The sequence below is a fragment of the Nonomuraea composti genome (assembly GCF_012034275.1).
In the GTDB taxonomy this organism is placed as follows: Bacteria; Actinomycetota; Actinomycetes; order Streptosporangiales; family Streptosporangiaceae; genus Nonomuraea; species Nonomuraea composti.
On the sequence record NZ_JAATEP010000006.1, the window covers coordinates 149,980 to 175,740 of the forward strand.

The 25,761-nt window shown below is 71.4% G+C and carries 23 protein-coding genes; 19 read left to right on the plus strand and 4 right to left on the minus strand.

Going from position 1 to position 25,761, the window contains the following annotated elements:
- The 5 genes from frc (at nucleotide 1) to HCN51_RS11145 (ending at nucleotide 6,396) form a co-directional block, all read left to right on the plus strand.
- On the plus strand, nucleotides 1-1,224 hold the full coding sequence (frc, locus tag HCN51_RS11125) for a formyl-CoA transferase (protein WP_168009368.1): 1,224 nt from the start codon (nucleotides 1-3) through the stop codon (nucleotides 1,222-1,224).
- Nucleotides 1,225-3,339 (plus strand): acetate--CoA ligase family protein, encoded by a 2,115-nt coding sequence (locus HCN51_RS11130; RefSeq protein ID WP_168009370.1) that lies wholly within the window; start codon nucleotides 1,225-1,227, stop codon nucleotides 3,337-3,339. It abuts the gene before it with no gap.
- Between the two features lie 79 nt (nucleotides 3,340-3,418).
- Entirely contained in the window at nucleotides 3,419-4,909 is a 1,491-nt protein-coding gene (locus HCN51_RS11135; protein ID WP_230465485.1) for an Nramp family divalent metal transporter, read from the plus strand.
- Entirely contained in the window at nucleotides 4,909-5,409 is a 501-nt protein-coding gene (locus tag HCN51_RS11140; RefSeq protein WP_168009372.1) for a hypothetical protein, read from the plus strand. The genes HCN51_RS11135 and HCN51_RS11140 overlap by 1 nt, the downstream gene beginning before the upstream one ends.
- Nucleotides 5,410-5,421: 12 nt before the next feature.
- Nucleotides 5,422-6,396: a TerC family protein gene (locus HCN51_RS11145; RefSeq protein ID WP_168009594.1), complete on the plus strand. Its 975-nt coding sequence runs from the start codon at nucleotides 5,422-5,424 to the stop codon at nucleotides 6,394-6,396.
- 104 nt (nucleotides 6,397-6,500) lie between these two features.
- Here the strand turns inward: HCN51_RS11145 and HCN51_RS11150 are convergent, their stop codons facing one another.
- The 3 genes from HCN51_RS11150 to HCN51_RS11160 form a co-directional block, all read right to left on the minus strand.
- Complete coding sequence (locus HCN51_RS11150) at nucleotides 6,501-6,677, minus strand: hypothetical protein (protein ID WP_155128362.1); 177 nt, start codon at nucleotides 6,675-6,677, stop codon at nucleotides 6,501-6,503.
- A gap of 81 nt (nucleotides 6,678-6,758) precedes the next feature.
- Complete coding sequence (locus HCN51_RS11155) at nucleotides 6,759-7,499, minus strand: GntR family transcriptional regulator (RefSeq protein ID WP_080041862.1); 741 nt, start codon at nucleotides 7,497-7,499, stop codon at nucleotides 6,759-6,761.
- A gap of 150 nt (nucleotides 7,500-7,649) precedes the next feature.
- Nucleotides 7,650-8,888 carry an OFA family MFS transporter gene (locus HCN51_RS11160; protein ID WP_168009374.1) on the minus strand — a complete coding sequence of 413 codons (1,239 nt, stop codon included), beginning with the start codon at nucleotides 8,886-8,888 and terminating at the stop codon, nucleotides 7,650-7,652.
- Between the two features lie 90 nt (nucleotides 8,889-8,978).
- Here HCN51_RS11160 and sucC point away from each other — a divergent pair, with 90 nt between their 5' ends.
- The 6 genes from sucC to HCN51_RS11190 are packed head-to-tail and all read left to right on the plus strand — an operon-like array spanning nucleotide 8,979 to nucleotide 15,974.
- Nucleotides 8,979-10,112 (plus strand): ADP-forming succinate--CoA ligase subunit beta, encoded by a 1,134-nt coding sequence (gene sucC / locus HCN51_RS11165; RefSeq protein ID WP_168009376.1) that lies wholly within the window; start codon nucleotides 8,979-8,981, stop codon nucleotides 10,110-10,112.
- Nucleotides 10,113-10,997 carry a succinate--CoA ligase subunit alpha gene (gene sucD, locus HCN51_RS11170; protein ID WP_168009378.1) on the plus strand — a complete coding sequence of 295 codons (885 nt, stop codon included), beginning with the start codon at nucleotides 10,113-10,115 and terminating at the stop codon, nucleotides 10,995-10,997.
- Complete coding sequence (locus tag HCN51_RS11175) at nucleotides 10,994-11,773, plus strand: hydroxypyruvate isomerase family protein (protein ID WP_080041858.1); 780 nt, start codon at nucleotides 10,994-10,996, stop codon at nucleotides 11,771-11,773. Before sucD ends, HCN51_RS11175 begins: the two co-directional genes overlap by 4 nt.
- Nucleotides 11,774-11,801: 28 nt before the next feature.
- Complete coding sequence (locus HCN51_RS11180) at nucleotides 11,802-12,662, plus strand: 2-hydroxy-3-oxopropionate reductase (protein ID WP_168009380.1); 861 nt, start codon at nucleotides 11,802-11,804, stop codon at nucleotides 12,660-12,662.
- Complete coding sequence (gene gcl / locus HCN51_RS11185) at nucleotides 12,659-14,380, plus strand: glyoxylate carboligase (protein WP_346433606.1); 1,722 nt, start codon at nucleotides 12,659-12,661, stop codon at nucleotides 14,378-14,380. Before HCN51_RS11180 ends, gcl begins: the two co-directional genes overlap by 4 nt.
- Before the next feature lie 58 nt (nucleotides 14,381-14,438).
- Entirely contained in the window at nucleotides 14,439-15,974 is a 1,536-nt protein-coding gene (locus tag HCN51_RS11190; protein ID WP_080041855.1) for an aldehyde dehydrogenase family protein, read from the plus strand.
- Between the two features lie 6 nt (nucleotides 15,975-15,980).
- Here HCN51_RS11190 and HCN51_RS11195 read toward each other — a convergent pair whose 3' ends face one another.
- The gene (locus HCN51_RS11195) at nucleotides 15,981-16,337 is read right to left on the minus strand and encodes a DUF6703 family protein (RefSeq protein WP_168009384.1); all 357 of its coding nucleotides are present in this window, start codon (nucleotides 16,335-16,337) and stop codon (nucleotides 15,981-15,983) included.
- Nucleotides 16,338-16,419: 82 nt separating this feature from the next.
- Between HCN51_RS11195 and HCN51_RS11200 the strand changes: the two genes are divergently transcribed.
- The 8 genes from HCN51_RS11200 to HCN51_RS62215 all read left to right on the plus strand — a co-directional run bounded on the left by HCN51_RS11200 (nucleotide 16,420) and on the right by HCN51_RS62215 (nucleotide 25,758).
- A complete protein-coding gene (locus tag HCN51_RS11200) occupies nucleotides 16,420-16,707 on the plus strand; it encodes an antibiotic biosynthesis monooxygenase family protein (RefSeq protein ID WP_080041853.1) in 288 nt (95 codons plus the stop codon).
- 94 nt (nucleotides 16,708-16,801) lie between these two features.
- Entirely contained in the window at nucleotides 16,802-18,187 is a 1,386-nt protein-coding gene (locus HCN51_RS11205; RefSeq protein ID WP_206066844.1) for a glycine--tRNA ligase, read from the plus strand.
- 336 nt (nucleotides 18,188-18,523) lie between these two features.
- Complete coding sequence (locus HCN51_RS11210; RefSeq protein ID WP_206066845.1) at nucleotides 18,524-21,634, plus strand: M14 family metallopeptidase; 3,111 nt, start codon at nucleotides 18,524-18,526, stop codon at nucleotides 21,632-21,634.
- A 216-nt stretch (nucleotides 21,635-21,850) separates the two neighbouring features.
- The gene (locus HCN51_RS59320; RefSeq protein ID WP_240972706.1) at nucleotides 21,851-21,997 is read left to right on the plus strand and encodes a hypothetical protein; all 147 of its coding nucleotides are present in this window, start codon (nucleotides 21,851-21,853) and stop codon (nucleotides 21,995-21,997) included.
- Nucleotides 21,994-23,007, plus strand: coding sequence for an AAA family ATPase (locus tag HCN51_RS11215; protein ID WP_346433607.1), 1,014 nt, complete (start codon nucleotides 21,994-21,996; stop codon nucleotides 23,005-23,007). The genes HCN51_RS59320 and HCN51_RS11215 overlap by 4 nt, the downstream gene beginning before the upstream one ends.
- Nucleotides 23,004-23,966, plus strand: a complete 963-nt coding sequence (locus HCN51_RS11220; protein WP_168009388.1) for a DUF58 domain-containing protein — start codon at nucleotides 23,004-23,006, stop codon at nucleotides 23,964-23,966. The genes HCN51_RS11215 and HCN51_RS11220 overlap by 4 nt, the downstream gene beginning before the upstream one ends.
- Nucleotides 23,963-24,907 (plus strand): VWA domain-containing protein, encoded by a 945-nt coding sequence (locus HCN51_RS11225; protein ID WP_080041848.1) that lies wholly within the window; start codon nucleotides 23,963-23,965, stop codon nucleotides 24,905-24,907. The genes HCN51_RS11220 and HCN51_RS11225 overlap by 4 nt, the downstream gene beginning before the upstream one ends.
- Nucleotides 24,886-25,758, plus strand: a complete 873-nt coding sequence (locus HCN51_RS62215) for a trypsin-like peptidase domain-containing protein (protein WP_168009390.1) — start codon at nucleotides 24,886-24,888, stop codon at nucleotides 25,756-25,758. Before HCN51_RS11225 ends, HCN51_RS62215 begins: the two co-directional genes overlap by 22 nt.
- The last annotated feature ends 3 nt before the right edge of the window (nucleotides 25,759-25,761 follow it).

The following is a 25,761-nucleotide window of genomic DNA, read 5'->3' on the forward strand; positions in this document are numbered from 1 at the left end:
ATGAAGGCTCTCGAAGGTGTCCGCGTCCTCGACATGACCCATGTCCAGTCCGGCCCGTCGGCCACCCAGCTGCTCGCCTGGCTGGGCGCCGACGTGGTCAAGCTGGAGGCCCCCACCGGCGACATCACCCGGCAGCAGCTCCGCGACCTGCCCGACGTCGACAGCCTCTACTTCACGATGCTCAACTGCAACAAGCGCAGCATCACCCTCAACATGAAGAGCGAGCGCGGCAAGGAGATCTTCACCGAGCTGGTGAAGAGCGCCGACATCCTGGTGGAGAACTTCGGGCCGGGAGCGGTCGACCGCATGGGCTTCCCCTGGGAGCGGCTCCAGGAGCTGAACCCGCGCCTCATCTACGCCTCGATCAAGGGCTTCGGCCCGGGCAGGTACGCCAAGTTCAAGGCGTACGAGGTGATCGCCCAGGCGATGGGCGGCTCGATGAGCACGACGGGCTTCGAGGAGGGCCCGCCGCTGGCGACGGGCGCGCAGATCGGCGACTCGGGCACCGGCATCCACGCGGTGGCCGGCATCCTGGCGGCCCTCTACCAGCGCGAGCAGTCGGGGCGCGGGCAGCGCGTGCAGGTGGCCATGCAGCACGCCGTGCTGAACCTGTGCCGCGTGAAGCTGCGCGACCAGCAGCGCCTGGCGCACGGGCCGCTGCGCGAGTACCCGAACAAGACGTTCGGGGACGAGGTGCCGCGCTCGGGCAACGCCAGCGGCGGCGGCCAGCCGGGCTGGGCGGTGCGCTGCGCACCCGGCGGCCCGAACGACTACATCTACGTCATCGTGCAGCCGGTCGGATGGAAGCCGATCGCGAGCATCATCGGCCGCCCCGAGCTGGCCGACGACCCCGAGTGGGCGACGCCGGAGGCGCGGCTGCCGAAGCTGGACAAGATGTTCCAGCTCATCGAGGAGTGGACGATCCAGCACGACAAGTGGGCGGTGCTGGACCGGCTCAACGCCGAGAACATCCCGTGCGGGCCGATCCTGTCCACGAAGGAGCTGGTGGAGGACGAGAGCCTGCGCGAGGAGGGCATCGTCGTCAAGGTCGAGCATCCGACGCGCGGCGAGTTCGTGACCGTGGGCAGCCCGCTGCAGCTGTCGGACTCGCCGGTCGAGGTGCGCACGCCGCCCCTGCTGGGCGAGCACAACCAGGAGATCTACGGCGAGCTCGGCGTGAGCGCGGACGAGCTGGCGGAGCTGAAGACGAACGGAGTCATCTAAGTGGGCGCCAGGGAAGTCATCGAGAAAGCGCTCGCCGAGGGGCGCACCGCACTGACCGCCCCCGAGGGGCGGGAGCTGTGCCAGGAGTACGGCATCGCCACCCCGGGCGAGGGCCTGGCCGGCTCGGCCGACGAGGCGGCGCGGCTGGCGGGGGAGATCGGGCTGCCGGTCGTCCTGAAGATCGTCTCGCCGGACATCCTGCACAAGACCGACGCCGGCGGCGTGCTGGTCGGCCTGAAGACCGAGGAGGAGGTACGGGCCGGCTACGAGACGATCCTGGCCAACGCCCGCGCCCACAACCCCGGCGCGAGGATCGACGGCATCCAGGTGCAGCAGCTCGTCGGCGGCGGCCACGAGGTCATCGTGGGCGCGGTCACCGACCCGACCTTCGGCAAGGTGATCGCGTTCGGCCTCGGCGGTGTCCTGGTCGAAGTACTCAAGGACGTGACCTTCCGGCTTGCCCCGGTTTCGGGTGATGATGCGCTCAGGATGCTGGACGACATCAGAGCGGCCGAGGTTCTGCGTGGTGCCCGTGGGGCCGAGCCCGCGAACAGGCAGGCACTGGCGGCGCTGATCGAGCGCGTCGGCAGGCTCGTCACCGACCACCCCGAGATCACCGAGGTCGACCTCAACCCCGTCTTCGCCGACGCCAACGGCGCCGTCGCCGCCGACGTGCGCATCCTCATCGGCGAGCCGCCCGCCGAGATCGAGCGGCTGCCGCGCGAGGAGATCCTGCGGCAGATGAACCGCATCTTCAAGCCGCGCGCCGTCGCCGTCATCGGCGCCTCCGCCGAGACCGGCAAGATCGGCAACTCGGTCATGAAGAACCTCATCAACGGCGGCTACCAGGGGCAGATCTACCCGATCAACCCCAAGGCCGACGAGATCATGGGGCTCAAGGCGTACAAGAGCGTCGCGGACGTGCCCGGCGAGGTGGACGTGGCCGTCTTCGCGATCCCCGCCAAGTTCGTCGCGCCCGCGCTGGAGGAGGTCGGCGAGAAAGGCGTCGCCGGCGCCGTCATGATCCCTTCCGGGTTCGCCGAGACCGGGAACGTCGAGGGCCAGAAGGAGATCGTCGAGATCGCCCGCCGGCACGGCGTGCGCATGCTCGGGCCCAACATCTACGGCTACTACTACACGCCGGAGAACCTCTGCGCGACCTTCTGCACCCCGTACGACGTGCGCGGCAGCGTGGCCCTGACCTCCCAGAGCGGCGGCATCGGCATGGCCATCCTCGGCTTCAGCCGCACCACCAAGATGGGCGTCTCCGCCATCGTCGGCGTCGGCAACAAGGCCGACGTGGACGAGGACGACCTGCTCACCTTCTTCGAGCAGGACGACAACACCAAGGCCGTCGCCATGCACCTCGAAGACCTCAAGGACGGGCGCGGCTTCGTCGAGGCCGCCCGCCGCGTGGTCAAGGAGAAGCCGGTCATCGTGCTCAAGGCCGGGCGCACCGCCATGGGCGCGCGCGCCGCCGGCTCGCACACCGGCGCCCTCGCCGGCGACGACAAGGTCTACGACGACATCCTGCGCCAGGCCGGCGTCGTGCGCGCCCCCGGACTCAACGACATGCTGGAGTACGCCCGCGCGCTGCCGATCCTGCCGGCGCCCAAGGGCGAGAACGTCGTCATCATCACCGGCGCGGGCGGCTCCGGCGTGCTGCTGTCCGACGCCATCGTGGACGCCGGGCTGACCCTCATGGACATCCCCGAGGACCTGGACCAGGCGTTCCGCGCGTACATCCCGCCGTTCGGCGCGGCGGGCAACCCCATCGACATCACCGGCGGCGAGCCACCCTCGACCTACGAGAACACGGTCCGCCTCGGCCTGGCCGACGAGCGCATCCACGCGCTGGTCCTGGGCTACTGGCACACGATCGTGACGCCGCCGATGGTCTTCGCCGAGCTCATCGCGCGCGTCGTGGCGGAGGAGCGGGCGAAGGGCAACATCAAGCCGGTCGTGGCGTCACTGGCCGGCGACACCGAGGTTGAGGAGGCCAGCGAGTACCTGTTCGAGCACGGCGTGGTCGCGTACCCGTACACGACGGAAAAGCCCGTGGCGGTCCTCGGTGCGAAGTACCGCTGGGCCAGGGCGGCCGGGCTGCTGGGCTAAGAGCCGAGCCACAGCAGCGCCAGGCGAGGGGGCAATTCGGGGCGCAGAGGAAGGCAACAACCCCCCAGGAGGTCCGTAGGTGGACACATCGAACACACCACCGGCGACGGCCACGCCGCCGGTCGAGGATCAACGAGTATGGAAAGCGGGCCGGCTCGAGCCGATGCCCATCAGGAAGCTCCCCGACGCGCCTCCCTCGGTGCACATTCTCGGGCCGACGGTGTTCCTCGTCGCCCTGGGCGTGGGCATGGGCGAGTCGTACATGTGGCCGCGGCTGGTGCTGCTGTTCGGGCCCGAGATCAGATGGCTGTTCCTGATCGGCGTCACCCTCCAGGCCGTGGTGATGCTGGAGATGGCCCGGTACGCCATGGCCACGGGGGAGAGCATCTTCTCCGGCGCGGCCCGGGTGTTCAAGCCGCTGATGTGGTTCTTCTTCATCGTGGCGATCGCCGTCTACATCTGGCCGGGACACCTGTCGGCGGGCGCGGCGGCGTTCGAGGAGATCACCGGCATCCCCTGGGTGGTGACCGCGATCGCCGGGTTGATCCTCGTCGGCGTGGTCTTCACCCTCGCCAAGGTGATCTACAACCTGCTGGAGAACGTGCTCTCCCTGCTCATCGGGGCGCTCGTGCTCGGCACCGCCGTGGTCGCCGCCATGGTGGGCTCCTGGGGCGACGTGGTCACCACGATCAGCGGCATGTTCTCCTTCGGTTACCTGCCGCCGGAGGCCATGTCGGCCGCCTGGTTCCCGGTCATCGTCGGCGCCTGCGCCTTCGCCGGCCCCTCCGGCATGCAGCAGATGTGGTACACCCTGCACCTGCGTGACTCCGGGGCCGGCATGGGCGTGCACCAGCCGAAGATCCGCGGGCTGCGCCACGCGGGCGAGGAGGAGGAGCGGCCCAACCGCGGGTTCATGTTCGACACCGAGGACCCGGCCGAGATGGCCAAGTGGAAGGGCTGGCGGCGCTGGGTCACCTTCGACGCGCTGCTGCTCTTCTGGGGCATCACGATGCTGGTCACGATCTCCTTCACGGTGATCGCGCAGGCCGCGGTGCGGATCGACCCGGCGGTGCGGACGGCCATTCAGGGCGACGACCGGGAGGTGGCGCTGACCGCGATGTCGAACGCCGTCTCCTCGGCGGGCAGCTCGGTTCTCGGGGTCGTGTTCCTCGGGTTCATCGCGCTGATCGGCCTGAACGCCACGCTGGGCCTGTTCGACTCGTTCTCCCGCGGCCAGGCGGACATGACCTACAACTTCATCCCCGGGGCCAAGAAGCTCGGCATGTCCAAGCTGTACGCCGTCTTCCTCTGGGGCGTGATCATCTTCGGCATCCTGATCCTGCTGTTCGGCCCCGCCGACGGTCCCAGCGGGATCCTGGACACGCTGGCGTTCCTGTCGACGTTCGCGATGGGCGCGTACTGCGTGACCCTGCTCCTGGTGAACAACCGCATGCTGCCCAAACCGATCAGGCCCAGGTGGTGGTCCAACCTGATCATCGGCTTCGGCGCGGTGTTCTACCTGGGGATGCTGTTCTACAGCCTGTTCGCCTACGGCGTGGTCGTGGGCTGATGACGGGACGGCACAGCCTCGAACTCGCCCTGCCAGGGGCGTCGATCGGAGCCGTCGCCGGAGCCATGGCCGGTGGGCTGACCCTCCTCGCGGGGCAGTCCGCCGGCATGGCGGGCCTGGCGGCGCTGGCCCTGGCCACGCCGCTGGCCCTGTTCGGCGGCCTGTACGGCATGCTGCTCGGCCACGGCGTCTTCCGCCCGGGCACCTTCGGCCCCATCGGCCTGTACTGGATGGCCGCCTTCCCGGTGTCGCGGCTGGCCCAGGAGATCCTCGTACCGACCGGCGGCCTCGCCGAGGGCGCGGGGCCGTTCCTGGCCTACCAGGCGATGATCTCCCTCGGCTTCGCGATCGGCTTCCTGTGGATGCACGAGCGGATCATGCCGCAATGGCTGGTGCGCCGGGCCGGGGACAACCCGCTCGCCGGCGAGCTGCTCCAGAAGTACCTGCGCTTCGCCCGGATCGTGCGCGCCCGCAAGAGCGCCAGAAAGGAGGGCAGATAGATGGTTCCGGCGATGGAGCTGCCGTTCTGGATCTGGGCCGCCACCATCGGCGGCTTCTGCGTGGTGCTCGCGCTCGACTTCTGGCTCGTGGCCCGCAACCCGCACGAGCCCAGCTTCAAGGAGTGCGTCGGCTGGGTCTCGTTCTACGTGGGCCTGGCCGTCGCGTTCGGCGTCGGCCTGCTCGTCCTGTCCGGGCCCGCGCACGGCGGGGAGTTCTTCGCCGGCTGGATCACCGAGTACTCGCTCAGCGTGGACAACCTCTTCGTCTTCCTGCTGATCATGAGCAGGTTCCAGGTGCCGCGGCAGTACCGCCAGAAGGTGCTGCTCATCGGCATCATCCTGGCGCTGGTCATGCGCGGCGGCTTCATCGCCGCCGGCGCCGAGGCCGTCGCCAGGTTCGACTGGCTCTTCTACGTGTTCGGCGCCTTCCTCGTCTACACCGCGTGGAAGCTCATCGGGCACGAGGACGAGGAGGCGGAGTTCTCCGAGAACATCGCCCTGCGCACCGTACGCAGGGTGCTGCCGACGACCGACACCTACCACGGCGCCCGGCTCACCGTGCACCACGGGCGCCGGATGGTCACCCCGATGCTGATCGTGATGGTCGCCATCGGGACCACCGACCTGCTGTTCGCGCTCGACTCGATCCCGGCCATCTTCGGGCTCACCAAGGAGCCCTACCTCGTGTTCACCGCCAACGCCTTCGCCCTCATGGGGCTGCGGCAGCTCTTCTTCCTCATCGGGGGCCTGCTCGACCGGCTGGTCTACCTGAGCAAGGGACTGTCGGTGGTGCTGGCGTTCATCGGGGTGAAGCTCATCCTGGAGGCCCTGCACCACGACGGGGTCTCGTGGGCGCCGGAGATCCCGATCCTGGTGTCCCTCGGGGTCATCCTCGGGACGCTCGCCGTCACCACGGTGCTCAGCCTGATGAAGTCGGCTCGTGACGCCAAGAAGAAGGTGGAGGAGCCGGAAACCGCGGATCGCTGACCCGGCCGCGCGCGGGGGCCGGTGGCTGCTCACGGGTGGCCGCCCCCCTGCCGCGGCCCCAGCCGTTCAGCTTCTCAGTGCCGCTATGTCAGTGCTGCTCGCTGTCAGTGCCGCTCGCGGACCTCGCGCTCCTGCCGGGTGCTCCACTCGCGCAGGTAGCGGTCCGCGTCGTCGGCCGAGTAGTGCTTCCTGAGCGCCGCGCTCAGGCCGATGCCGATGGCCCCGCCGTCGGCCGCCTGGCCCGGGGGATCACCGAGGAGAAAGCGCAACAACGCCTTCATGGGTCGTACACCTCCGATCGGTATGGCTCCCACCCTCTACCCGAGGTGTTTCGGAGCATGTGGATTCCTGTGAACGTCACGTCAACCGAGCTGACGGGGCCGGCGCCGGCGGACCGGCTTGGGCGCGGGCTCCACCGGCTCGTTCTCCCGCTGCTCCATGTAGGAGGCGCGGGTGTGCTCGGTGTGCTCCCGCATGATCTTCGCCGCCCGGCGCTCATCGCCGGCCTCGATGGCGTCGATCAGCGCCTGGTGCTCCTCCCATGACGCCATGCCGCGCTGGCGGGCCACCGGCGTGTGGTACCACCGCACCCGCCTGGCCACCTGGGCGGCCAGCTCGGCCAGCACCTTGTTGCCCGACAGGGCCGTCACCAGGCTGTGCAGCTCGGAGTTGGTCGCCACGGCGCCCTCGACGTCGTCGGACCGCACCGCGGCGATGCCTCTGTCGCACAGGGCGCGCAACCGCTTCACCCCCTCCTCGCCGGCGTGCTGCGCGGCGAGCCGGGCCGACTCCGTCTCCAGCAGCGTGCGGACCGCGAGGAGCTGATCGGCCTCCTCCACGGTCGGGACGTGCACGAACGCGCCCTGGCCCGGGTGGAGATCGACCCAGCCCTCGCCGCTGAGCTGCTGGAGCGCCTCGCGTACGGGCTGCCTGGAGACGCCGAGCAGCTCGGCCAGCTCGCTCTCGACGAGGTGCTGACCGGGCTTGAGCTGGCCGGAGACGATGAGCTCTTGGATAGCCTCGATCACACTCTCCCTGAGCGTGGCGGGGCGGGGAATCTTCGGTGCGGCCGCCGTCTGACCGGCCTGATCCGACAGCAACATGTCACGTCTCCAGGTAGAGGTGCTTACGGTTTTTGGTCGACTGCCTACAGCATACCGTCTGGGGGTTCTGTTCGGCCGTGAGTCTCGTCACAGAGCGTCGCGCCACGCCCACTGGTGTTACAGGGCGTGGCGCCACGGCCGGGCTCGGTGTCACAGCGGGATCGTGGCCGGCAGGCCGGGGATGCGCAGGCGAGGGGTGGCCAGGGCGGGCAGCGCCGCCAGCGCCGCCGCCGCCAGGAGGGCCGCGCCGGGGGCGGTCAGCGCGGTGAGGGCCAGGGCGACGGCCAGCCCGCCCGCCACGGCCTTGGCGCTGTAGACGACCGCGTGGATCTCGGTGGCGCGCTCGGTGCCGAACAGCTCACGGACGAGGCTGGCGAGCAGCGGATAGAACGCCCCACCGCCCAGCCCGGCCGCCACGGCCCCGAGCCACAGCAGGGGACTGCCCACCGCGCTCTGGACGGCCACCGCCAGCAGGACCTGGCCGGCCGCCAGTGCGCTGAAGACGGCGGCCAGGACGCGGCGGCGGCCGTACCGGTCCGCCGCCCGCATGGCCACCGACCGGCCCGCGCCGTTCAGCGCCACCAGCAGGGCCAGCGCCCCCCACGCGCCCGTGCTCGCCACCGCGATCACGTCGAACACCGACACCGCCCCCGCGCACACCAGCATGAGCGCGAGCGCCGGCAGCGTGCGCGTGCGCAGCGCCTGCGCGAGCCCGAACTGCTTGACCGCCTCGGGGGACGTGCGCAGCCGGGCGGCGTCGAGGGCGTGCGTGCGCGGATCCACGTCGTCGGGCCACCACTGGGCGGGCGGGAGCCGGAGGTGCCGGGCGGCGGTGGCGATGACGGCCGTGGCCAGCGCGGCGCACACGAGGAAGGCGGCCGAGGTCGTGCCGGGCGCGATGCCGGCCCAGAGCAGCAGGGGCACCGCGCCGTACCCGAAGGCCCCGGTGATGAGGCCGACGCGGGCGGCCGGGCGCTCCGGGTACCAGGAGGAGACGACCTCGCCGCACACCCCGTAGACGAGCCCGGCGCCGAGCCCGCCGAGCACGGCGTAGCCAACGAGGGCGGGCGCGCCGGCGGGCGTCAGACCGGCTGTGAGCAGGCCGAGGCCGCTCAGGGCGGCGCCGGCCGCGAGGCAGGCGCGCACGCCGAGCCGCCGCCGCCGGACGAGGTGGAGCGCGGGCAGGGCGCCCGCTGCCTGGCAGGCGATCCAGACGGCGAGCAGGGTCAGCCCGGACGCATGCCGGGCGTGCAGGGCGGCGTAGCCGTACTGGAGCGGGCTGATCGCCGCCATGGCGGCCAGGGCCAGCCGGAACATGCGGGTGCGGTCGGCGGGGACGGGCCCGGGACGGTACGACCGCCCCCGCCAGTCCCTAACTGCATTCTCCATACTGTATGGAATATCCCGCTATGCAGACCCCTGTCGAGACCCTAGACGAAGGATACTCCATACGGTATACCGTCTACAAAGGAGGCTCGAATGGACCTGTACGAGTACCAGGCAAAGGAGCTCTTCGGGTGTCACGGGATCCCGGTTCCGGCGGGCCGGACCGCGGCCACACCGGCCGAGGCCCGCGAGATCGCGGCCGGGCTGGGCGCGCCCGTAGTCATCAAGGCCCAGGTGAAGACCGGCGGGCGGGGCAAGGCGGGCGGGATCAGACCGGCGGCGGGGCCGGTCGCGGCCGAGGCGGAGGCCGATCGCGTCATCGGAATGGACATCAAGGGGCACATCGCGCGCCGCGTGCTGGTGGAGGCCGCGACCGTGCCGTTCGAGGAGTACTACGCGGCCTTCCTGGTGGACCGCGCCGAGGGCGGGTTCCTGGCGATGGTGTCGAGCCAGGGCGGCATGGAGATCGAGGAACTGGCGGCCACCGACCCCGACGCCCTGGTGAAGCTGCCGATCGATCCCGTGACGGGCGTGGACGCCGACACCGCCAAGCTGCTGGCGGCCAAGGCGGGCCTGCCCGAGCAGGCGGCCCCGGTACTGGAGAAGCTGTGGCGGGTGCTCGTCGCGGAGGACGCCCTGCTCGTCGAGGTGAACCCGCTGATCTGCACCACCGACCAGCGGATCGTGGCGCTCGACGGCAAGGTCACCCTCGACGACAACGCCGCCTTCCGCCACGGCTGGGACGACTACGGCGAGCGTACGGACAGCTTGGAGGACCGCGCCCGGGCCAAGGGGCTCAACTACGTCAAGCTGGACGGCACCGTGGGTGTGATCGGCAACGGCGCCGGGCTCGTGATGAGCACGCTCGACGTGGTGGCGGGAGCCGGCGCCGGCCCGGCCAACTTCCTCGACATCGGCGGCGGCGCCTCCGCCCAGGTGATGGCCGACGGGCTGGAGATCATCCTGGCCGACCCCGGCGTGCGCTCGGTGCTGGTCAACGTCTTCGGCGGCATCACGGCCTGCGACGCGGTCGCCAACGGCATCGTGACCGCGCTGGAGCTCCTCGGCGAGCGCGGCCACCGCAGGCCCATCGTCGTCCGGCTGGACGGCAACAACGCCGAGGTGGGCCGGCGCATCCTGAGCGACGCCCGCCACCCGGCGGTCCGCCAGGTAGCGACCATGGACGGCGCCGCCGAGATGGCGGCCAGACTCGCGGCAGGTGCGTAGATGGCGATCTTTCTGACCAAGGACAGCCGGGTACTCGTCCAGGGCATGACGGGCGCGGAGGGCACCCGCCACACGGCCCGCATGCTCGCCGCCGGCACGGACATCGTGGCCGGGGTGACGCCGGGCAAGGGCGGCCGCTCCGTGGACTTCGGGGAGCGCGAGGTGCCGGTGTTCGGCTCGGTGGCCGAGGCGGTGTCGGAGACGGGCGCCGACGTGTCGGTGGTCTTCGTGCCGCCGCGCTTCACCGCCGCGGCCGTGGAGGAGGCCGTGCAGGCGGAGGTGCCGCTCTGCGTGGTGATCACGGAGGGCGTGCCGGTGCACGACGCCGTGCGCTTCCGCGCCCTGGCGAACGGCCGGACCAGGATCATCGGGCCGAACTGCCCGGGCCTGATCAGCCCCGGCCAGTCCTCGGCCGGCATCATCCCCGCCGACATCACCTCCGCGGGCCGCATCGGGCTGGTCTCGAAGTCGGGCACGCTGACCTACCAGCTCATGTACGAGCTGCGCGACCTCGGCTTCTCCACCGCCGTCGGGATCGGCGGCGACCCGGTCATCGGCACGACGCACATCGACTGCCTGCGCGCGTTCCAGGACGACCCGGGCACCGATGCGATCGTGATGATCGGCGAGATCGGCGGCGACGCCGAGGAGCGGGCCGCCGCCTACATCGCCGCGAACGTCACCAAACCGGTCGTGGCCTACGTGGCGGGCTTCACCGCGCCGGAGGGCAAGACGATGGGGCACGCGGGCGCGATCGTGTCCGGCTCGTCGGGCACCGCGCAGGCCAAGAAGGAGGCGCTGGAGGCGGTCGGCGTCCGCGTGGGCAGGACGCCGTCCGAGACCGCCCGCCTGATGCGCTCGGTCCTGTCGAGGGCGGCGACATGAGGACGGGCGCCCTGAGGTTCGACGTCAACCTGTCGATTCTCTTCACCGGCCTGCCGCTGCTGGAGCGGCCGGCCGCGGCGGCCAAGTGCGGGTTCGACGCGGTGGAGCTGTGGTGGCCGTTCGACTCGCCCGACCCCGGCGGGGCGGCGCTCGCGGAGCTGCGCCAGGCCGTCGAGGACGCCGGGGTGCGCCTGGTCGGCCTCAACTTCGACGCCGGCGACATGGCGGCGGGCGAGCGCGGCCTGCTCGCCCGGCCCGAGGGCTCGGCCCGCTTCCAGGCCAACATCGACGTCGCCGTCCAGCTCGCCGGCGAGCTCGGCTGCCCCGTGCTGAACGCCCTGTACGGCAACGGCCCCGGCACCGACAGGGAGCTGGCCGTGGCGAACCTGCGCAGGGCGGCCGACGCGGCCAGGACCATCGGCGCGACCGTCGTCGTCGAGGCGCTCAACTCCCACGAGAACCCGCTCTACCCGATCACCTCGGCGGGCGCGGCGTTCGACCTCATCGACCAGGTGGACCGGGACAACGTGGCCTTCCTCGCCGACCTCTACCACCTGCACCGGATGGGCGAGAACGTGCTGGCGCTCATCGACCGGCACGCGGGCCGGTTCGGGCACGTGCAGATCGCCGACGATCCCGGCAGGGGGCGGCCGGGGAGCGGCGGGATGCCGTACGAGGAGATCTTCGCGCGCCTGGAGGCGGCGGGTTACCGCGGTCACGTGGGCCTGGAGTACCGGCACGAGGGGCCGGGCGCGTTCGACTGGAGGCAGGGATGATCGGCGGGTTCGCCGACTGGAGGCAAGGATGAACATCGGGTTCGTGGGCTTGGGGATCATGGGCAGCCCGATGGCCGCCAACCTCCTCAAAGCCGGATATGTCGTGACCGGGTATGACGTGAGCGCCGAGCGCCTCGAACAGCTCACCGCCCTCGGCGGCAAGGCCGCCACCGGCGTGGTGGACGCGGTCGCCGGCGCCGACGTCGTGATCACGATGCTGCCCGACTCGCCGCAGGTGGAGGAGGTGGCGCCGCTCGTCATCGAGTACGGCAAGCCGAACCTGCTCTACATCGACATGAGCACGATCAAGCCCGAGACCTCCCGGTGGGTCGCCCGGCAGGCCGCGGCGGCCGGCGTACGGGCCCTGGACGCCCCCGTGAGCGGCGGCGAGCGCGGCGCGATCGACGGCACCCTGTCGATCATGGTCGGCGGCGCGCCGGAGGACGTCGAGGCGGCCAGGCCCGTCCTGGACCGCCTCGGCGTCACCGTCGTGCACGTCGGCCCGGCCGGCGCGGGCCAGACCGTCAAGGCCGCCAACCAGCTCGTCGTCGGCGGCATCTACGGGCTCGTCTCGGAGGCGATCGTGCTGCTGGAGGCGTCCGGCGTGGACCCGGCGCCGGGCCTGGACGTGCTGGCCGGCGGCCTGGCCGGCTCCCGGATCCTGGAGCTCAAGCGGCACACCATGGTCAAGCGGGAGTTCGCCCCCGGCTTCCGCATCGACCTGCACCACAAGGACATGGGCATCGCCCTGGCCGCCGCCCGGGAGGCGGGCGTCAGCCTGCCGCTCACCGGGCAGGTCGCCCAGCTCGTGGCCGCGGCCAGGGCGCAGGGCCACGGCGCGCTCGACCACTCCGCCCTGCTGAAGGTGATCGAAAGGCTGAACGCGTGAACAAGGTTCCCTGTATGGAGGCCGTGGTCAAGGTGCTGGAGTCGGAGGGCGTGGACACCGTCTTCGGCATCCCCGGCGCCGCGATCCTGCCCCTCTACGCCGCGCTGCGGAACAGCTCGATCCGGCACATCACCGTCCGCCACGAGGAGGGCGGCACCCACGCGGCCGACGGATGGGCCAGGGTCACCGGGAACGTCGGCGTCTGCATCGGCACCAGCGGCCCCGCCGGCACCAACATGATCACCGGCCTCTACACCGCGCTGGCCGACTCGATCCCCATGATCTGCGTCACCGGCCAGGCCGTGACCTCCAAGCTGCACCAGGAGGCGTTCCAGGCGGTCGACATCGTGGAGATCGCCAAGCCGGTCACCAAGTGGGCGGTGCAGCTCAAGGAGCCCGCGCAGGCGCCGTGGGTGTTCCGTGAGGCGTTCAGGATCGCCCGCTCGGGACGGCCGGGCCCGGTGCTCATCGACCTGCCGCTCGACGTGGCCCGAGGCTCCTGCCGCTACGACCCGGACCTCGACGCGCCGCTGCCCGTCGAGGTGCCGAAGCCGCTGCCCAAGGCCGTGCGCGCGGCCATGGACCTGCTGGAGGAGGCGCGCCGGCCGATCATCCTGGCCGGCGGCGGCGTGATCATCGGCGACGCGACCGGCGAGCTGCGGGCGCTGGCCGAGCACCTCCAGGTCCCGGTGCAGGTGACGCTCATGGGCAAGGGCGCCTTCCCCGAGGACCACCCGCTGTTCGCCGGGATGGCCGGCATCCAGACGCAGACGCGGTGGGGCAACGCCGCGTTCCTGGAGAGCGACCTGGTGCTCGCCGTGGGCGCCCGCTTCGGCGACCGGCACACCGGCGACCTCGACGTCTACCGGCGCGGCCGCACGTTCGTGCACGTGGACATCGACCCCCTGCAGATCGGCCGGGTCTTCGAGCCCGACCTGGGCGTGCTCGGGCACGCCCGCCCCGTGCTGGCCGAGCTGCGCGACGAGGCCCGCCGCCGCGGCGGGCCACGGGAGCCCGGCAAATGGCCGCGCCGGGTCGCCGAGCTGCGCGGCACCATGGGCCGCCGCGACGACTTCGACGACGTGCCGATCAAGCCGCCCAGGGTGTTCAGGGAGATCAACGAGTACTTCCCGCGCGACACCACGTTCGTCACCGCCATCGGGCTCTACCAGATCTGGTCCGGCCAGTTCCAGACCACCTACCTGCCGCGCCGCTACCTCGTCTGCGGGCAGGCGGGGCCGCTGGGCTGGGAGGTGCCGGCCGCCATGGGGGTCAAGCTCGCCCACCCCGAGCGGCAGGTCGTGGCCGTGGTCGGCGACTACTCCTTCCAGTTCCTGATGGAGGAGGTGGCCGTCGCCGCCCAGTACCGCGTCCCGTTCGTCATCGTCATGATCAACAACGAGTACCTGGGGCTGATCAGGCAGGCGGAGCTCCCGTACGGCATGAACTACGCCGTCGACCTGCACTACGGGGAGGGCGGCATCGACCATGTCAAGGCCATGGAGGCGTTCGGCTGCCCGGCGCGGCGGGTGGAGCTGCCCGGCGACATCCGCGACGCGCTGGCCTGGGCCAGCGCGGAGGCGGCGAGCAAGAGGCTGCCGGTGCTCGTGGAGGTGATGGTCGAGCGCGAGGCCAACGCCGCCATGGGCCCCTCACTGGAGGCCGTCAAGGAGTTCGAGCCGCTGCCCGAGCTCATCACCGCCGACTGGTCCGACTGAGATCCGACCCGGATGCGACCGCGATCTGATCGAGTCCGACTAGATGCGACTGAGGAGGATGGACATGCGGCTCAAGCCCGGCACGTCCTGGCAGGACGCCTACGAGCGCTGCTGTTCCGCGGCCCCTGAAGCCTTCCACGACGACCGCGTGCTGAACCACTGGGGCGGCATCTGGCACCGCGACGGCCGGCCGGTGCCCGGATTCTCGCCGCTCGACGGCACCGCCATCGCCGGCCTGCCCAGGCTCGACCGGGCCGGCGCCGGACGCGCGGTGGCCGGCGCGGTCGAGGAGCACCAGCGCTGGCGCCACCTGCCGCTCGCCGAACGCAAGGCCATGGTGGCCGCGGCCGTGGAAGCCATGGCCGCGCACCGCGACCTGCTGGCCCTGCTGCTCGTCTGGGAGATCGGCAAGCCGTGGAAGACGGCCTGCGCGGACGTGGACCGCTGCCTGGACGGCGTGCGCTGGTACATCGACGAGATCGACCGCATGGTGGACGGCCGCACGCCGCTGCCAGGGCCGGTCAGCAACATCGCGAGCTGGAACTACCCGATGAGCGTGCTCATGCACGCCATGCTCGTGCAGGCGCTGGCCGGCAACGCGGTCATCGCCAAGACGCCCACCGACGGCGGCCTGTGCTGCCTCACCCTCGCCTGCGCGCTCGCCGTCCGGGAAGGGCTGCCGTTCACGCTGGTCAGCGGGGGAGGGGCGGAGCTGTCACCGGTGCTCGTCGGCTCCGGCTCGCTCGGCTGCGTGTCGTTCGTCGGCGGCCGGGACGCCGGAGGGAAGGTGGCCACCTCGCTGGCCGACCTCGGCCGGCGCCACGTCCTGGAGCAGGAGGGCCTCAACTGCTGGGGCGTCTGGGAGTACGGCGACTGGGACCTCCTGGCCCGCCAGCTCCGGGGCTCCTTCGACTACGCCAAGCAGCGCTGCACCGCCTACCCGCGCTTCGTCGTGCAGCGCGCCCTGTTCCACGACTTCCTGGCCGCCTACCTGGAGGCCGTCGGCTCCCTGCGCTTCGGCCACCCCCTGGCCGTGGCCGACCCCGACGACCCCCTGCCCGCACTCGACTTCGGCCCGCTCATCAACGCCTCCAAGGCCAAGGAACTGGCCGACCAGGTGGACGAGGCCATCACGAGGGGCGGCGTGCCGATCCACCGCGCGTCCCTCGACTCCGGGCACTTCCTGCCCGGCCAGGACACCTCCGCCTACTTCGCCCCCACGGCCCTGCTCAACCCGCCGCCGTCCTCCCCCCTCCACCACGCCGAGCCCTTCGGCCCCGTGGACACGATCGTCCTGGTGGACACGGAGGCGGAGCTGCTGGCCGCCATGAACGCCAGCAACGGCGCCCTGGTGGCCACGCTGTCGTGCGAGTCGGAGGAGACCTTCGCCCGCCTCGCCCCCGAGGTGCGGGCCTTCAAGGTCGGTCACAACCGGCCCCGCTCCCGAGGGGACCGCGAGGAGCTGTTCGGCGGGCTCGGCGCGTCGTGGCGCGGCGCGTTCGTCGGCGGCGACCTGCTCGTCCGCGCCGCCACCACCGGCCAGGACGGCGAACGCCTCCCGGGCAACTTCCCCAGCTACACGCTCCTGCCATAGCAGGCTCTAGAACGCCCCGAAGCGGGTCGCCACCAGCAGCACCAGAAAGGTCAGCATGGCGACCCGCAACACCTTCCCGCCCACGCTCAGGGACGGCCACGACAGGTAGGCCAGCCACCCCACGAAGGCGAGCACCGGCAACACGGCCACGCCCCCCAGCGGATTGGCGACGGCGAACCCCACCAGCAGCAGGATCACCAGCAGGGCCGGCGCCACCCACCGGGGCACCTGCGTGAACAGGAACGTCATCGGCACCGCGCTGCGCCGCTCGACCGCCTTGCGCAGGCCGGTCGCGCCCGGCGTGAAGAACTGCTCGCCCTGGGGCTGCCTGCCGCCCTGGGGTCGCTTGTTGTCAGGGGCCACGCCCCAGAGCCTACGGGAATCGGCCGTACCGCTGTCGCCGCTCCGCACCCTGGCGGCCCTCCTGCACCTTTAGGCTGGTCGGGTGCTCGCCGTGATCCGATACACCGTTCCAGAGTCCCAGTCACAAGACTTCGTCAAGCAGGGCCACGCCATCCTCGACACGTTCGCCGGCCAGCCCGGCTACCAGCGGGGCCGGCTGGCCCGCTCGGTCGACGAGCCCAATCTGTGGGCGCTGGTCACGGAATGGGAGGGTGCGGGCTTCTACCGCAGGGCGCTGTCGGCCGCCCGGATGGTGATGTATCCGCTGATGATCCTGATGCTGAACGAGCCCAGTGCGTTCGAGGACGTCTACACCCGCGACGAGGCGTAGCATTACTCGCGCGCGAGAGCGGGTGCCTGTCCCCTAAGCTGGGATCTCACCAATTTCCCTCGCCGACCTCCAGCCGGAAAGAGAATCAACCAAAATGGCACGACGCACCGACGTCATGGACACCATCGTCAGCCTCGCCAAGCGCCGCGGGCTCGTCTACCCGTCGAGCGAGATCTACGGCGGACTGCGCGCGTCGTGGGACTACGGTCCACTGGGCGTCGAGCTGAAGAACAACGTCAAGCGGCAGTGGTGGCTGTCGATGGTCCAGTCGCGCGACGACGTGGTGGGCCTCGACTCCTGCGTCATCCTGGCGCCCGAGGTCTGGCGGGCCAGCGGCCACGTCGAGACGTTCACCGACCCGCTGACCGAATGCCTGTCCTGCCACAAGCGCTTCCGCGCCGATCACCTGATCGAGGCGTACGAGGAGAAGAACGGCAAGTCGCCCGAGGGCGGCCTGACCGACATCACCTGCCCCAACTGCGGCAACAAGGGCACCTTCACCGAGCCCCGGCAGTTCAGCGGCCTGCTCAAGACCTACCTCGGCCCCGTCGAGGACGAGTCGGGCCTGGCCTACCTGCGGCCCGAGACCGCGCAGGGCATCTTCATCAACTACCTCAACGTGCAGCAGTCGGCGCGCAAGAAGATCCCGTTCGGCATCGGCCAGCAGGGCAAGTCGTTCCGCAACGAGATCACGCCCGGCAACTTCATCTTCCGCACCCGCGAGTTCGAGCAGATGGAGATGGAGTTCTTCGTCAAGCCCGGCACCGACGAGGAGTGGCACCAGTACTGGATCGACGAGCGCTTCCGCTGGTACTCCGACCTGGGCATCAACAAGGACAACCTGCGCCTGTACGAGCACCCCAAGGACAAACTGTCCCACTACTCCAAGCGCACGGTCGACATCGAGTACCGCTTCAACTTCGCCGGCTCCGAGTGGGGTGAGCTCGAAGGCATCGCCAACCGCACCGACTTCGACCTGACCTCGCACTCCAAGGCGTCGGGCGTCGACCTGAGCTTCTTCGAGCAGGAGAGCGGGGAGCGCTACGTCCCCTACGTCATCGAGCCGGCGGCCGGCGTCGACCGGGCCACGCTGACGTTCCTGCTCGACGCGTACACCGAGGACGAGGCGCCCAACGCGAAGGGCGTGCCCGAGAAGCGCACGGTCATGCGGCTCGACCACCGGCTCGCGCCGGTCAAGGCCGCGGTGCTGCCGCTCTCGCGCAACGCCGACCTGTCGCCGAAGGCCCGCGACCTGGCCGCGCAGCTGCGCCGCCGCTGGAACGTCGAGTTCGACGACGCGGGCGCGATCGGCCGCCGCTACCGGCGCCAGGACGAGATCGGCACGCCGTTCTGCATCACGGTCGACTTCGACACCCTTGAGGACCAGGCGGTGACGATCCGCGAGCGCGACACGATGGCCCAGGAGCGCATCTCCATCGACGCCGTCGAGTCCTACCTGCGCCAGCACCTGAACGACTGACGCGTTTTGTGCAGGCGGGCCGCTCCTCACGGGGAGCGGCCCGCTCTCGCTTTCAGGCCCGTTGTCGGTGCGGGGCCCGGCTTCTTTTACGGCACAGCCGCCGGCACCCCACCCGCCGCCGCGCGTCGCCGGCCTTCCAGGGGGACGCTCCGCCGCCTCACCGCCACCTCGCCGTGACGCGCGCAATGCCGGCCGTTCGCGTGGTCATTCGTCGCCGATCGCGGTCTGGTTGAACTTTGACCGGATGTGGCCGCGGTGATTGACAAGCACCCCCGCAAACACGGACATTGCGGGCACATCCCTAGCGGCATTCGGGGGCTTCTTCTCGGAGGCGCGATGAAGCGCACGTTGATCATGTTAGCGAGCACACTCCTCTTACTCGGCTCCTTCGCAATCCCGCCCGCCTCGGCGAAGCCGAAACCGGCGGCGGGCCAGGACGGGGTCTTCGTCTATACCGGCGAGCTCACCGCCGACCAGCTCGCCAAGCTGATGGCCGCCGGCGTGGACCGGGAGGAGATGCGGGTCGTCAAGCGGGCGGACGGCAAGGTGACGATCGAGGTCATCCTCGCCTCGACGCTGGCCGACTCGCTCGCCAAGCAGGGTGTCGCGCTCAAGGCCCAGCGGGCGAGCGCCGCCAGGCTGGCGCAGAAGGGCGACGGGGTCTTCAAGAAGTACGCGGGCGCGGGCGGCATCCGCGAGGAGATCATCGCGGCGGCCAACGCCAAGCCCGGCATCGCCAAGGTCGTCAACATCGGCAACAGCCTCAACGGCACGCCGATCACCGCGATCAAGGTGACCAAGGACGCCAGGAGCCTGCCCGACGGCCGGCGCCCGGCCATGCTCTACATGGCGGCCCAGCACGCCCGCGAGTGGATCACCCCTGAGATGATCCGGCGGCTGCTGCACCACTACCTCGACGGCTATGGGTCCAACGCCGAGCTGACGCAGCTCGTCAACACGACCGAGCTGTGGTTCATGCCGGTCGCCAACCCCGACGGCTACGACTACACCTTCACCCCCGACAACCGCCTGTGGCGCAAGAACCTGCGTGACAACGACGGCGACGGCCAGATCACCGGCAACGACGGCGTCGACCTCAACCGCAACTTCGCCTACAAGTGGCGTTACGACGACGAGGGCTCGTCGAGCCTGTTCTCCAGCCAGACCTACCGGGGCGCGTCCGCGCAGTCGGAGCCGGAGACGGTGGCGTTCGACAACCTGACCAAGCGGGTGAAGTTCACGTACCTGCTGAACTACCACTCGGCCGCCATGCTGCTCCTGTACGGGATCGGCTGGCAGCAGGCCACCCCGTCCCCGGACGACCTGATCTTCGAGGCGATGCTGGGCGACGACGCGCACCCGGCCGTACCGGGCTACGACCCCGACATCGGCGCCGAGCTCTACACGACCAACGGCGAGACCGACGGCCACATGACGAACCTGCGCGGCGTCATGTCCATCACGCCCGAGATGTCCACCTGTGAGGACGCGGTCCAGCGGGACCCGAACGACGAGTGGACGCTGGACGACTGCACCGGCGGGCTCGGCTTCACCTTCCCCGACAGCGAGGCGCTGATCCAGGACGAGTTCCTGCGCAACGTCCCGCTGGCGGTGGCCGCCGCCAAGACCGTGCACACGCCGGACAAGCCGGTCTCCGTCGTCGGGCGCACCGTGCCCGACTTCCGGCCGGACTCCTTCAGCGTCTCCTACGGCGACCCGCAGCCGGTCGCGGTCATCGCGCGCCGCTCGCTGGGCGCCAAGGCGCTGCGCTACCGGATCAACGGCGGCCCGACCCAGACCAGGTCCGTGAGCGAGTGGAAGGGCGGCGAGCGGTACGGCGGCGAGAACGACCTGTACTTCGCCGAGTACCGGGGCACCGTGAGCGGGGCGAAACCCGGCGACAAGGTGGAGGTCTGGTTCACCGGCTGGAAGGCCGGCACCGGCACCGTGTCCAGCAGCCGCTTCACCTACACCCTGGCCAAGAACTCCAAGGCCAAGGTGCTGGTGCTGGCCAACGAGGACTACACGGGCTTCAACCACGGCTCGACCGGCACCGCGACCGCGCCCAAGTACACCGCCACCTACCAGCAGGCGCTGAAGGCGGCCGGCTACGGCTCCGAGACGTGGGACGTGGACGCCCAGGGCGTGCCGCACCACCTCGGCGTGCTGTCGCACTTCAAGGGCGTGGTGTGGGAGCTGGGCGACAACCGGCTGTCCATGGACCAGCAGGACGTCGTCACCGTCACGCCGCTCGGCGACCTGCCCGACGCCGACGTCAAGCGGTCGCAGCAGGACCTGACCATCTCCGTCCGCGACTACCTGAACGAGGGCGGCAAGCTCGTCTACACCGGCGAGACCGCCGCGTACTACGGCATTCTCGACACCATCATCGGCGGCATCTACTACGGCCTCGACGGCGCCCCCGACGCCGACTGCGTGGTCACCACCGTCCAGGGCCTGTTCGACGAGTGCCTGCTGCTGGCCGACGACTTCACCCAGTACTACATGGGCGTCGCCGGGCGCATCCCGCGCGCCAACCCCAGCGGCTTCACCGGCGCCGGCCCGCTGGCCGGGGCCAACGGCACGTTCGGCGGCCCCGCGCTGGCGGCCAACCCGCTGAACGAGGCCGGCGTCCTGCAACCCATGGGGACGGACTTCCCGCGGTTCACCGGCACGCCGGCGGCCGACTACCAGCTCGGCACCCCGGGGCCGTTCGACCCGATCGAGGGGCAGTGGTACGTGGCCGGGCCGCACGCCGACGACTCGTACATGCGGCTGACCAGGACGATCAACCTGGGCTCCGTGACGGCGGCGCAGCAGCCGCAGCTGGCCTTCCAGCTCTCCTACGACACCGAGCCCGGCTATGACAACGTCATCGTCGAGGCCCACACCGTCGGGCAGGACGACTGGACCACGCTGCCGGACCTCAACGGCCGCACGGACACGGGCGTCCCGACCGAGTGCGAGGCCGGGTTCCTCCTGGCCGAGCACCCGTGGCTGCTGCACTACCTGACGGCGGGCAACCCCTGCACGGGCACCGGGACCAGCGGGTCCTGGAACCGGTTCACGGGGAACTCGGGCGGCTGGCAGCAGGTGGCCTTCGACCTGTCCGCGTACGCGGGCCGGCAGGTCGAGGTGTCGATCAGCTACGTGACCGACCCCGGCACCGGCGGGGTGGGCGCGTTCGTGGACGACACCCGCCTGCTCGTGGGCGGCACCGCCACCGAGTCCGAGGGCTTCGAGACCGGGCTCGGCGCGTGGGCCATCCCCGGCCCGCCGGCGGGCAGCCCCACTGGCGCCGGCGACTTCGTCCGCGACCAGGCCGACACCACGGCGGGCGTGGCCACGAAGGACACGGTGCTGCTCGGGTTCGGGCTGGAGCAGGTCGGCAGCGCGGCCGAGCGGAGCGCGACCCTGCGCAAGGCGTTGCGTTACCTGATCGGCTGAGCACCGCACATCAGCTGAGCAGCGCATCGGCTGAGCACCACATCGGCTGAGCAGCGCATCGGCTGAGCACCGCTGAGGGCGGCCACTCCGGACGGGGTGGCCGCCCTTCTGCGGTGCGGGGGGCGACCGAAAAATCGTGTAAAGGTGGCGGTTACGCGGGTTTTCGCGGGTTCTTGATGACATGGGTCCCAAGCCGATACGAGGGACGAGGGATTCATGCGTACATCACGTTTCGCTCTTACGTTGCTCGCCGCCGGCGCGCTGCTCATGACCGGCGGCGCCGCCTTCGCCGACCCCGAGCCGACCGCTCTGGAGCTGCGCGTGGTCGTGGACGACTGCCACCACGGGAGCGTGCAGCCGTGAGCGACCCCGCACTGCTGGAGCGGGCCCTGTTCGAGGTCAAGCGGGTGATCGTCGGCCAGGACCACATGGTCGAGCGGCTGCTCGTGGCGGTGCTCGCCAAGGGCCACTGCCTGCTCGAAGGCGTGCCCGGCATCGCCAAGACGCTGGCCGCCGAGACCACGGCCACGGTCGTCGGGGGCACGTTCGCCCGCGTCCAGTTCACGCCCGACCTGGTGCCCTCCGACATCGTCGGCACCAGGATCTACCGGCCCTCCACGGAGTCGTTCGACGTGGAGCTCGGGCCCGTCATGGTGAACCTGCTGCTCGCCGACGAGATCAACCGGGCGCCCGCCAAGGTGCAATCGGCGCTGCTGGAGATCATGGCCGAGCGCCAGGTCAGCATCGGCGGCGTCACGTACGAGGTGCCCGCGCCGTTCCTGGTGCTGGCCACCCAGAACCCGATCGAGTCGGAAGGCGTCTACCACCTGCCCGAGGCGCAGCGCGACCGCTTCCTCATGAAGATCGACGTGGGCTATCCCAGCGAGTCGGAGGAGCTGGCGATCGTCTACCGCATGAGCGTGGACCCGCCGGCGCCGACGCCCGTCCTCGACCCCGAGCGGGTCGTCGCGTTGCAACGGCGGGCCGAGCAGGTCTTCGTGCACCACGCCGTCGCCGAGTACGCCGTCCGCCTCGTCTACGCCACCCGCGACCCCGAACGGTACGGGGTGGCGGAGGTCGGGCGGCTGCTGGCGTTCGGCGCCAGCCCCAGGGCCACGCTGGGCCTGCTGGCGGCCGGCCGGGCGCTGGCACTGCTGCGGGGGCGCGACTACGTGCTGCCGGAGGACGTACGGGACCTGGCGCACGACGTCATGGCGCACCGGCTCGTGCTCTCCTTCGACGCGCTCGCCGACGGGGTGCAGCCGCGCCAGATCGTCGACCGGGTGCTGGCCGCGGTGCCGCTGCCGGTCATCGCGCCCAGCCAGGAGGCGCAGCCGTACGACGAGGGCCGGCGACAGGACCAGGTGGCATGAAGCCGTACCTGATCGCCGAGCCCGCGCTGCGCAGGCTCGAACTGACCATCACCAGGAGGCTCGATGGACTGCTCCAGGGTGAACACCTCGGCCTGGTGCCAGGTCCGGGGAGCGAGCCGGCGGAGTCGCGGCCGTACCGGGTGGGCGACGACGTGCGGCGGATGGACTGGAACGTCACCGCCCGCACGAACGAGCCGCACGTCCGCGACCTGGTCGCGGACCGGGAGCTGGAGGTCTGGGCGCTGCTCGACGCCACCGCCAGCATGGACTTCGGAACGGCGGCGATGGAGAAGCGGGAGCTGGCGCTGGCGGCCCTGGCCGCGGTCGGTTTCCTCACCCAGCGCACCGGCAACCGCATCGGCACCCACCTGCTGCACGGCGGCGGCGTCAGGACGCTGCCCGCCAGGACGGGCCGGCCGCACCTGATGGCGCTGCTGCAGGCGGCGTTCGCGCTGCCCCGCACCCCGCCGGGGGTGGCCGAGCCGCTGCTGGGCGTGGCGGCCGAGCAGCTCGGCCGGGTGGTGCGCCGCCGCGGCCTGGTCGTGGTCGTGTCGGACTTCCTCGACGACCCGCAGACCTGGGAGCCGCCGCTGCGCCGGCTCACCGCCCGGCACCAGGTGCTGGCCGTGGAGGTGCTGGACCCGCGCGAGCTGACGCTGCCGCACGTCGGCATCCTCACGCTGATCGACCCGGAGACGGGACGGCGGCGCGAGGTCGCCACCGGCAACGCCCGGCTGCGCCGCCGCTACGCCGAGGCCGCGGCCGGGCAGCGCGCCGCCATCACCGGGGCGCTGCGCCGGGCCGGGGCGGGCCACCTGCGGCTGCGTACGGACCGGGACTGGGTGCGCGACCTGGTCCAGCACGTCATGCGCCGGCGCCGCCTGGCGGCACTGGCACCCGGGCACCAGGCACCCGGGCACCGGGCTCCCGTGACAGGGGGAGGAGGTGACGTGGCGTGACGCTCCTCGCGCCCGTCTGGCTGCTGCTGCTCATTCCCGTGGCGCTGCTCGCGCTCACCTACGTGATCATGGCGGTGCGCAGCAGGACCGCCTACGCCGTCCGCTTCACCAACCTCGACCTGCTCGACAAGGTGGCGCCCCGGCGGCCCGGCTGGCGCCGGCACGTGCCCGCGGCGGCGCTGCTGCTCATGTTCGCCCTGCTCGTAGTGGGCTTCGCGCGGCCGACGGCCGAGGTGCGGGTGCCACGGGAACGGGCGACCATCATGGTGGCGTTCGACGTGTCGGCGTCCATGGGCGCCACCGACGTCGCCCCCAACCGGTTCGAGGCGGCCAAGCAGGCGGCCAGGCAGTTCGTCGAGGGGCTGCCCGAGCGGTTCAACCTGGGGCTCGTGTCGTTCTCGTCCGCGGCGTCCGTCGCCGTGCCGCCCACCACGGACCGGCCCGCGGTGCTCGCCGCGCTCGACCGGCTCAGCATGGACTCGGGCACGGCCATCGGCGAGGCCGTCTTCTCCTCGCTGGAGGCCATCGCCGCGCTCGACGCGGAGGAGGAGCGGCCGCCCGCGCACATCGTGCTGCTGTCCGACGGCTCCAGCACCACCGGCCGCACGGTGAGCGCGGCGGCGGCCGAGGCGTCCGCGCGGGGCGTCCCCGTCACCACCATCGCCTACGGCACGCCCGGCGGCACGATCAGCCTGTCGGGCCGGGACGTCCCCGTGCCGGTGGACGGGCCCGCGCTGCGCGACCTGGCCGAGTCGGCGGGCGGCGGCTTCTACGAGGCGGCCAGCGGCGACGAGTTGCAGGCGGTCTACGAGGACATCGGCACGTCCGTCGGCTACCGCACCGAGCGGCAGGAGGTCTGGCAGTGGTTCGTGGGGGCGGGGCTGATCCTCGCGTTGATCGCGGCGGTGACGTCGATGGTGTGGTTCTCGAGGCTGCCGTGAGGGGGCTGGGCGCCCCGCGCGGGCCCGCGTTCCTGACCCCGCCGATCAACGTGACCCAAGCCGGCGGCGGGAGCACCGTACCGAAGACCGTCGTGCCGTCGCAGCCGCCCAGGGGTGGTCGGATCCTGGCGGCCGCCGCGCTCGTCGCGGCGCTCACCGGGGCGGCGGCGGGCACGGCGGGCGCGGTGGGGGCCCGGCTCCTCGAAGGGCTCGAGCCGGCCCCCGCCGCCGCCCTGCCGAGGGTGGCCCCCGCGCCGTCCGCGAGCCTGACCGGGCTGAGCGCGACGGCGGCCCGCGTGCTGCCCAGCGTGGTCTCGGTGGAGACGCGCAGCGCGGGCGGCTCCGGGTTCGTGGTGGACGGCAGCGGCCACATCCTCACCAACGCCCACGTCGTCCGCGGCAGCAGCACGGTGACCGTGGTCCTGCACGACGGCAGCCGGCTGAACGCCCGCGTGGCCGGCGCCGACGACGGCGAGGACCTGGCGGTGCTGGAGGTGGACCATCCGGGCGAGCTGACCCCGGCCACGCTCGGCCGCTCCGCCGAGCTGTCCGTCGGCGACCAGGTGCTGGCGATCGGCTCGCCGCTGGGCCTGTCCGGCACGGTCACCTCGGGCATCGTCAGCGCCCTCGACAGGGAGGTACGGCTGGGCGGCTCCCGCCGCACGGCCGTGCAGACCGACGCCTCCATCAACCCCGGCAACTCGGGCGGCCCGCTGGTGAACGCGCGTGGCGAGGTGGTGGGCGTCAACACCGCGATCGCCGCCTCGCGCGGCGGCGGCAACATCGGCATCGGCTTCGCCATCCCCATCGACCGGGCGGCGCCGATCGCGGAACGCATCATCCGAAACTAGGGT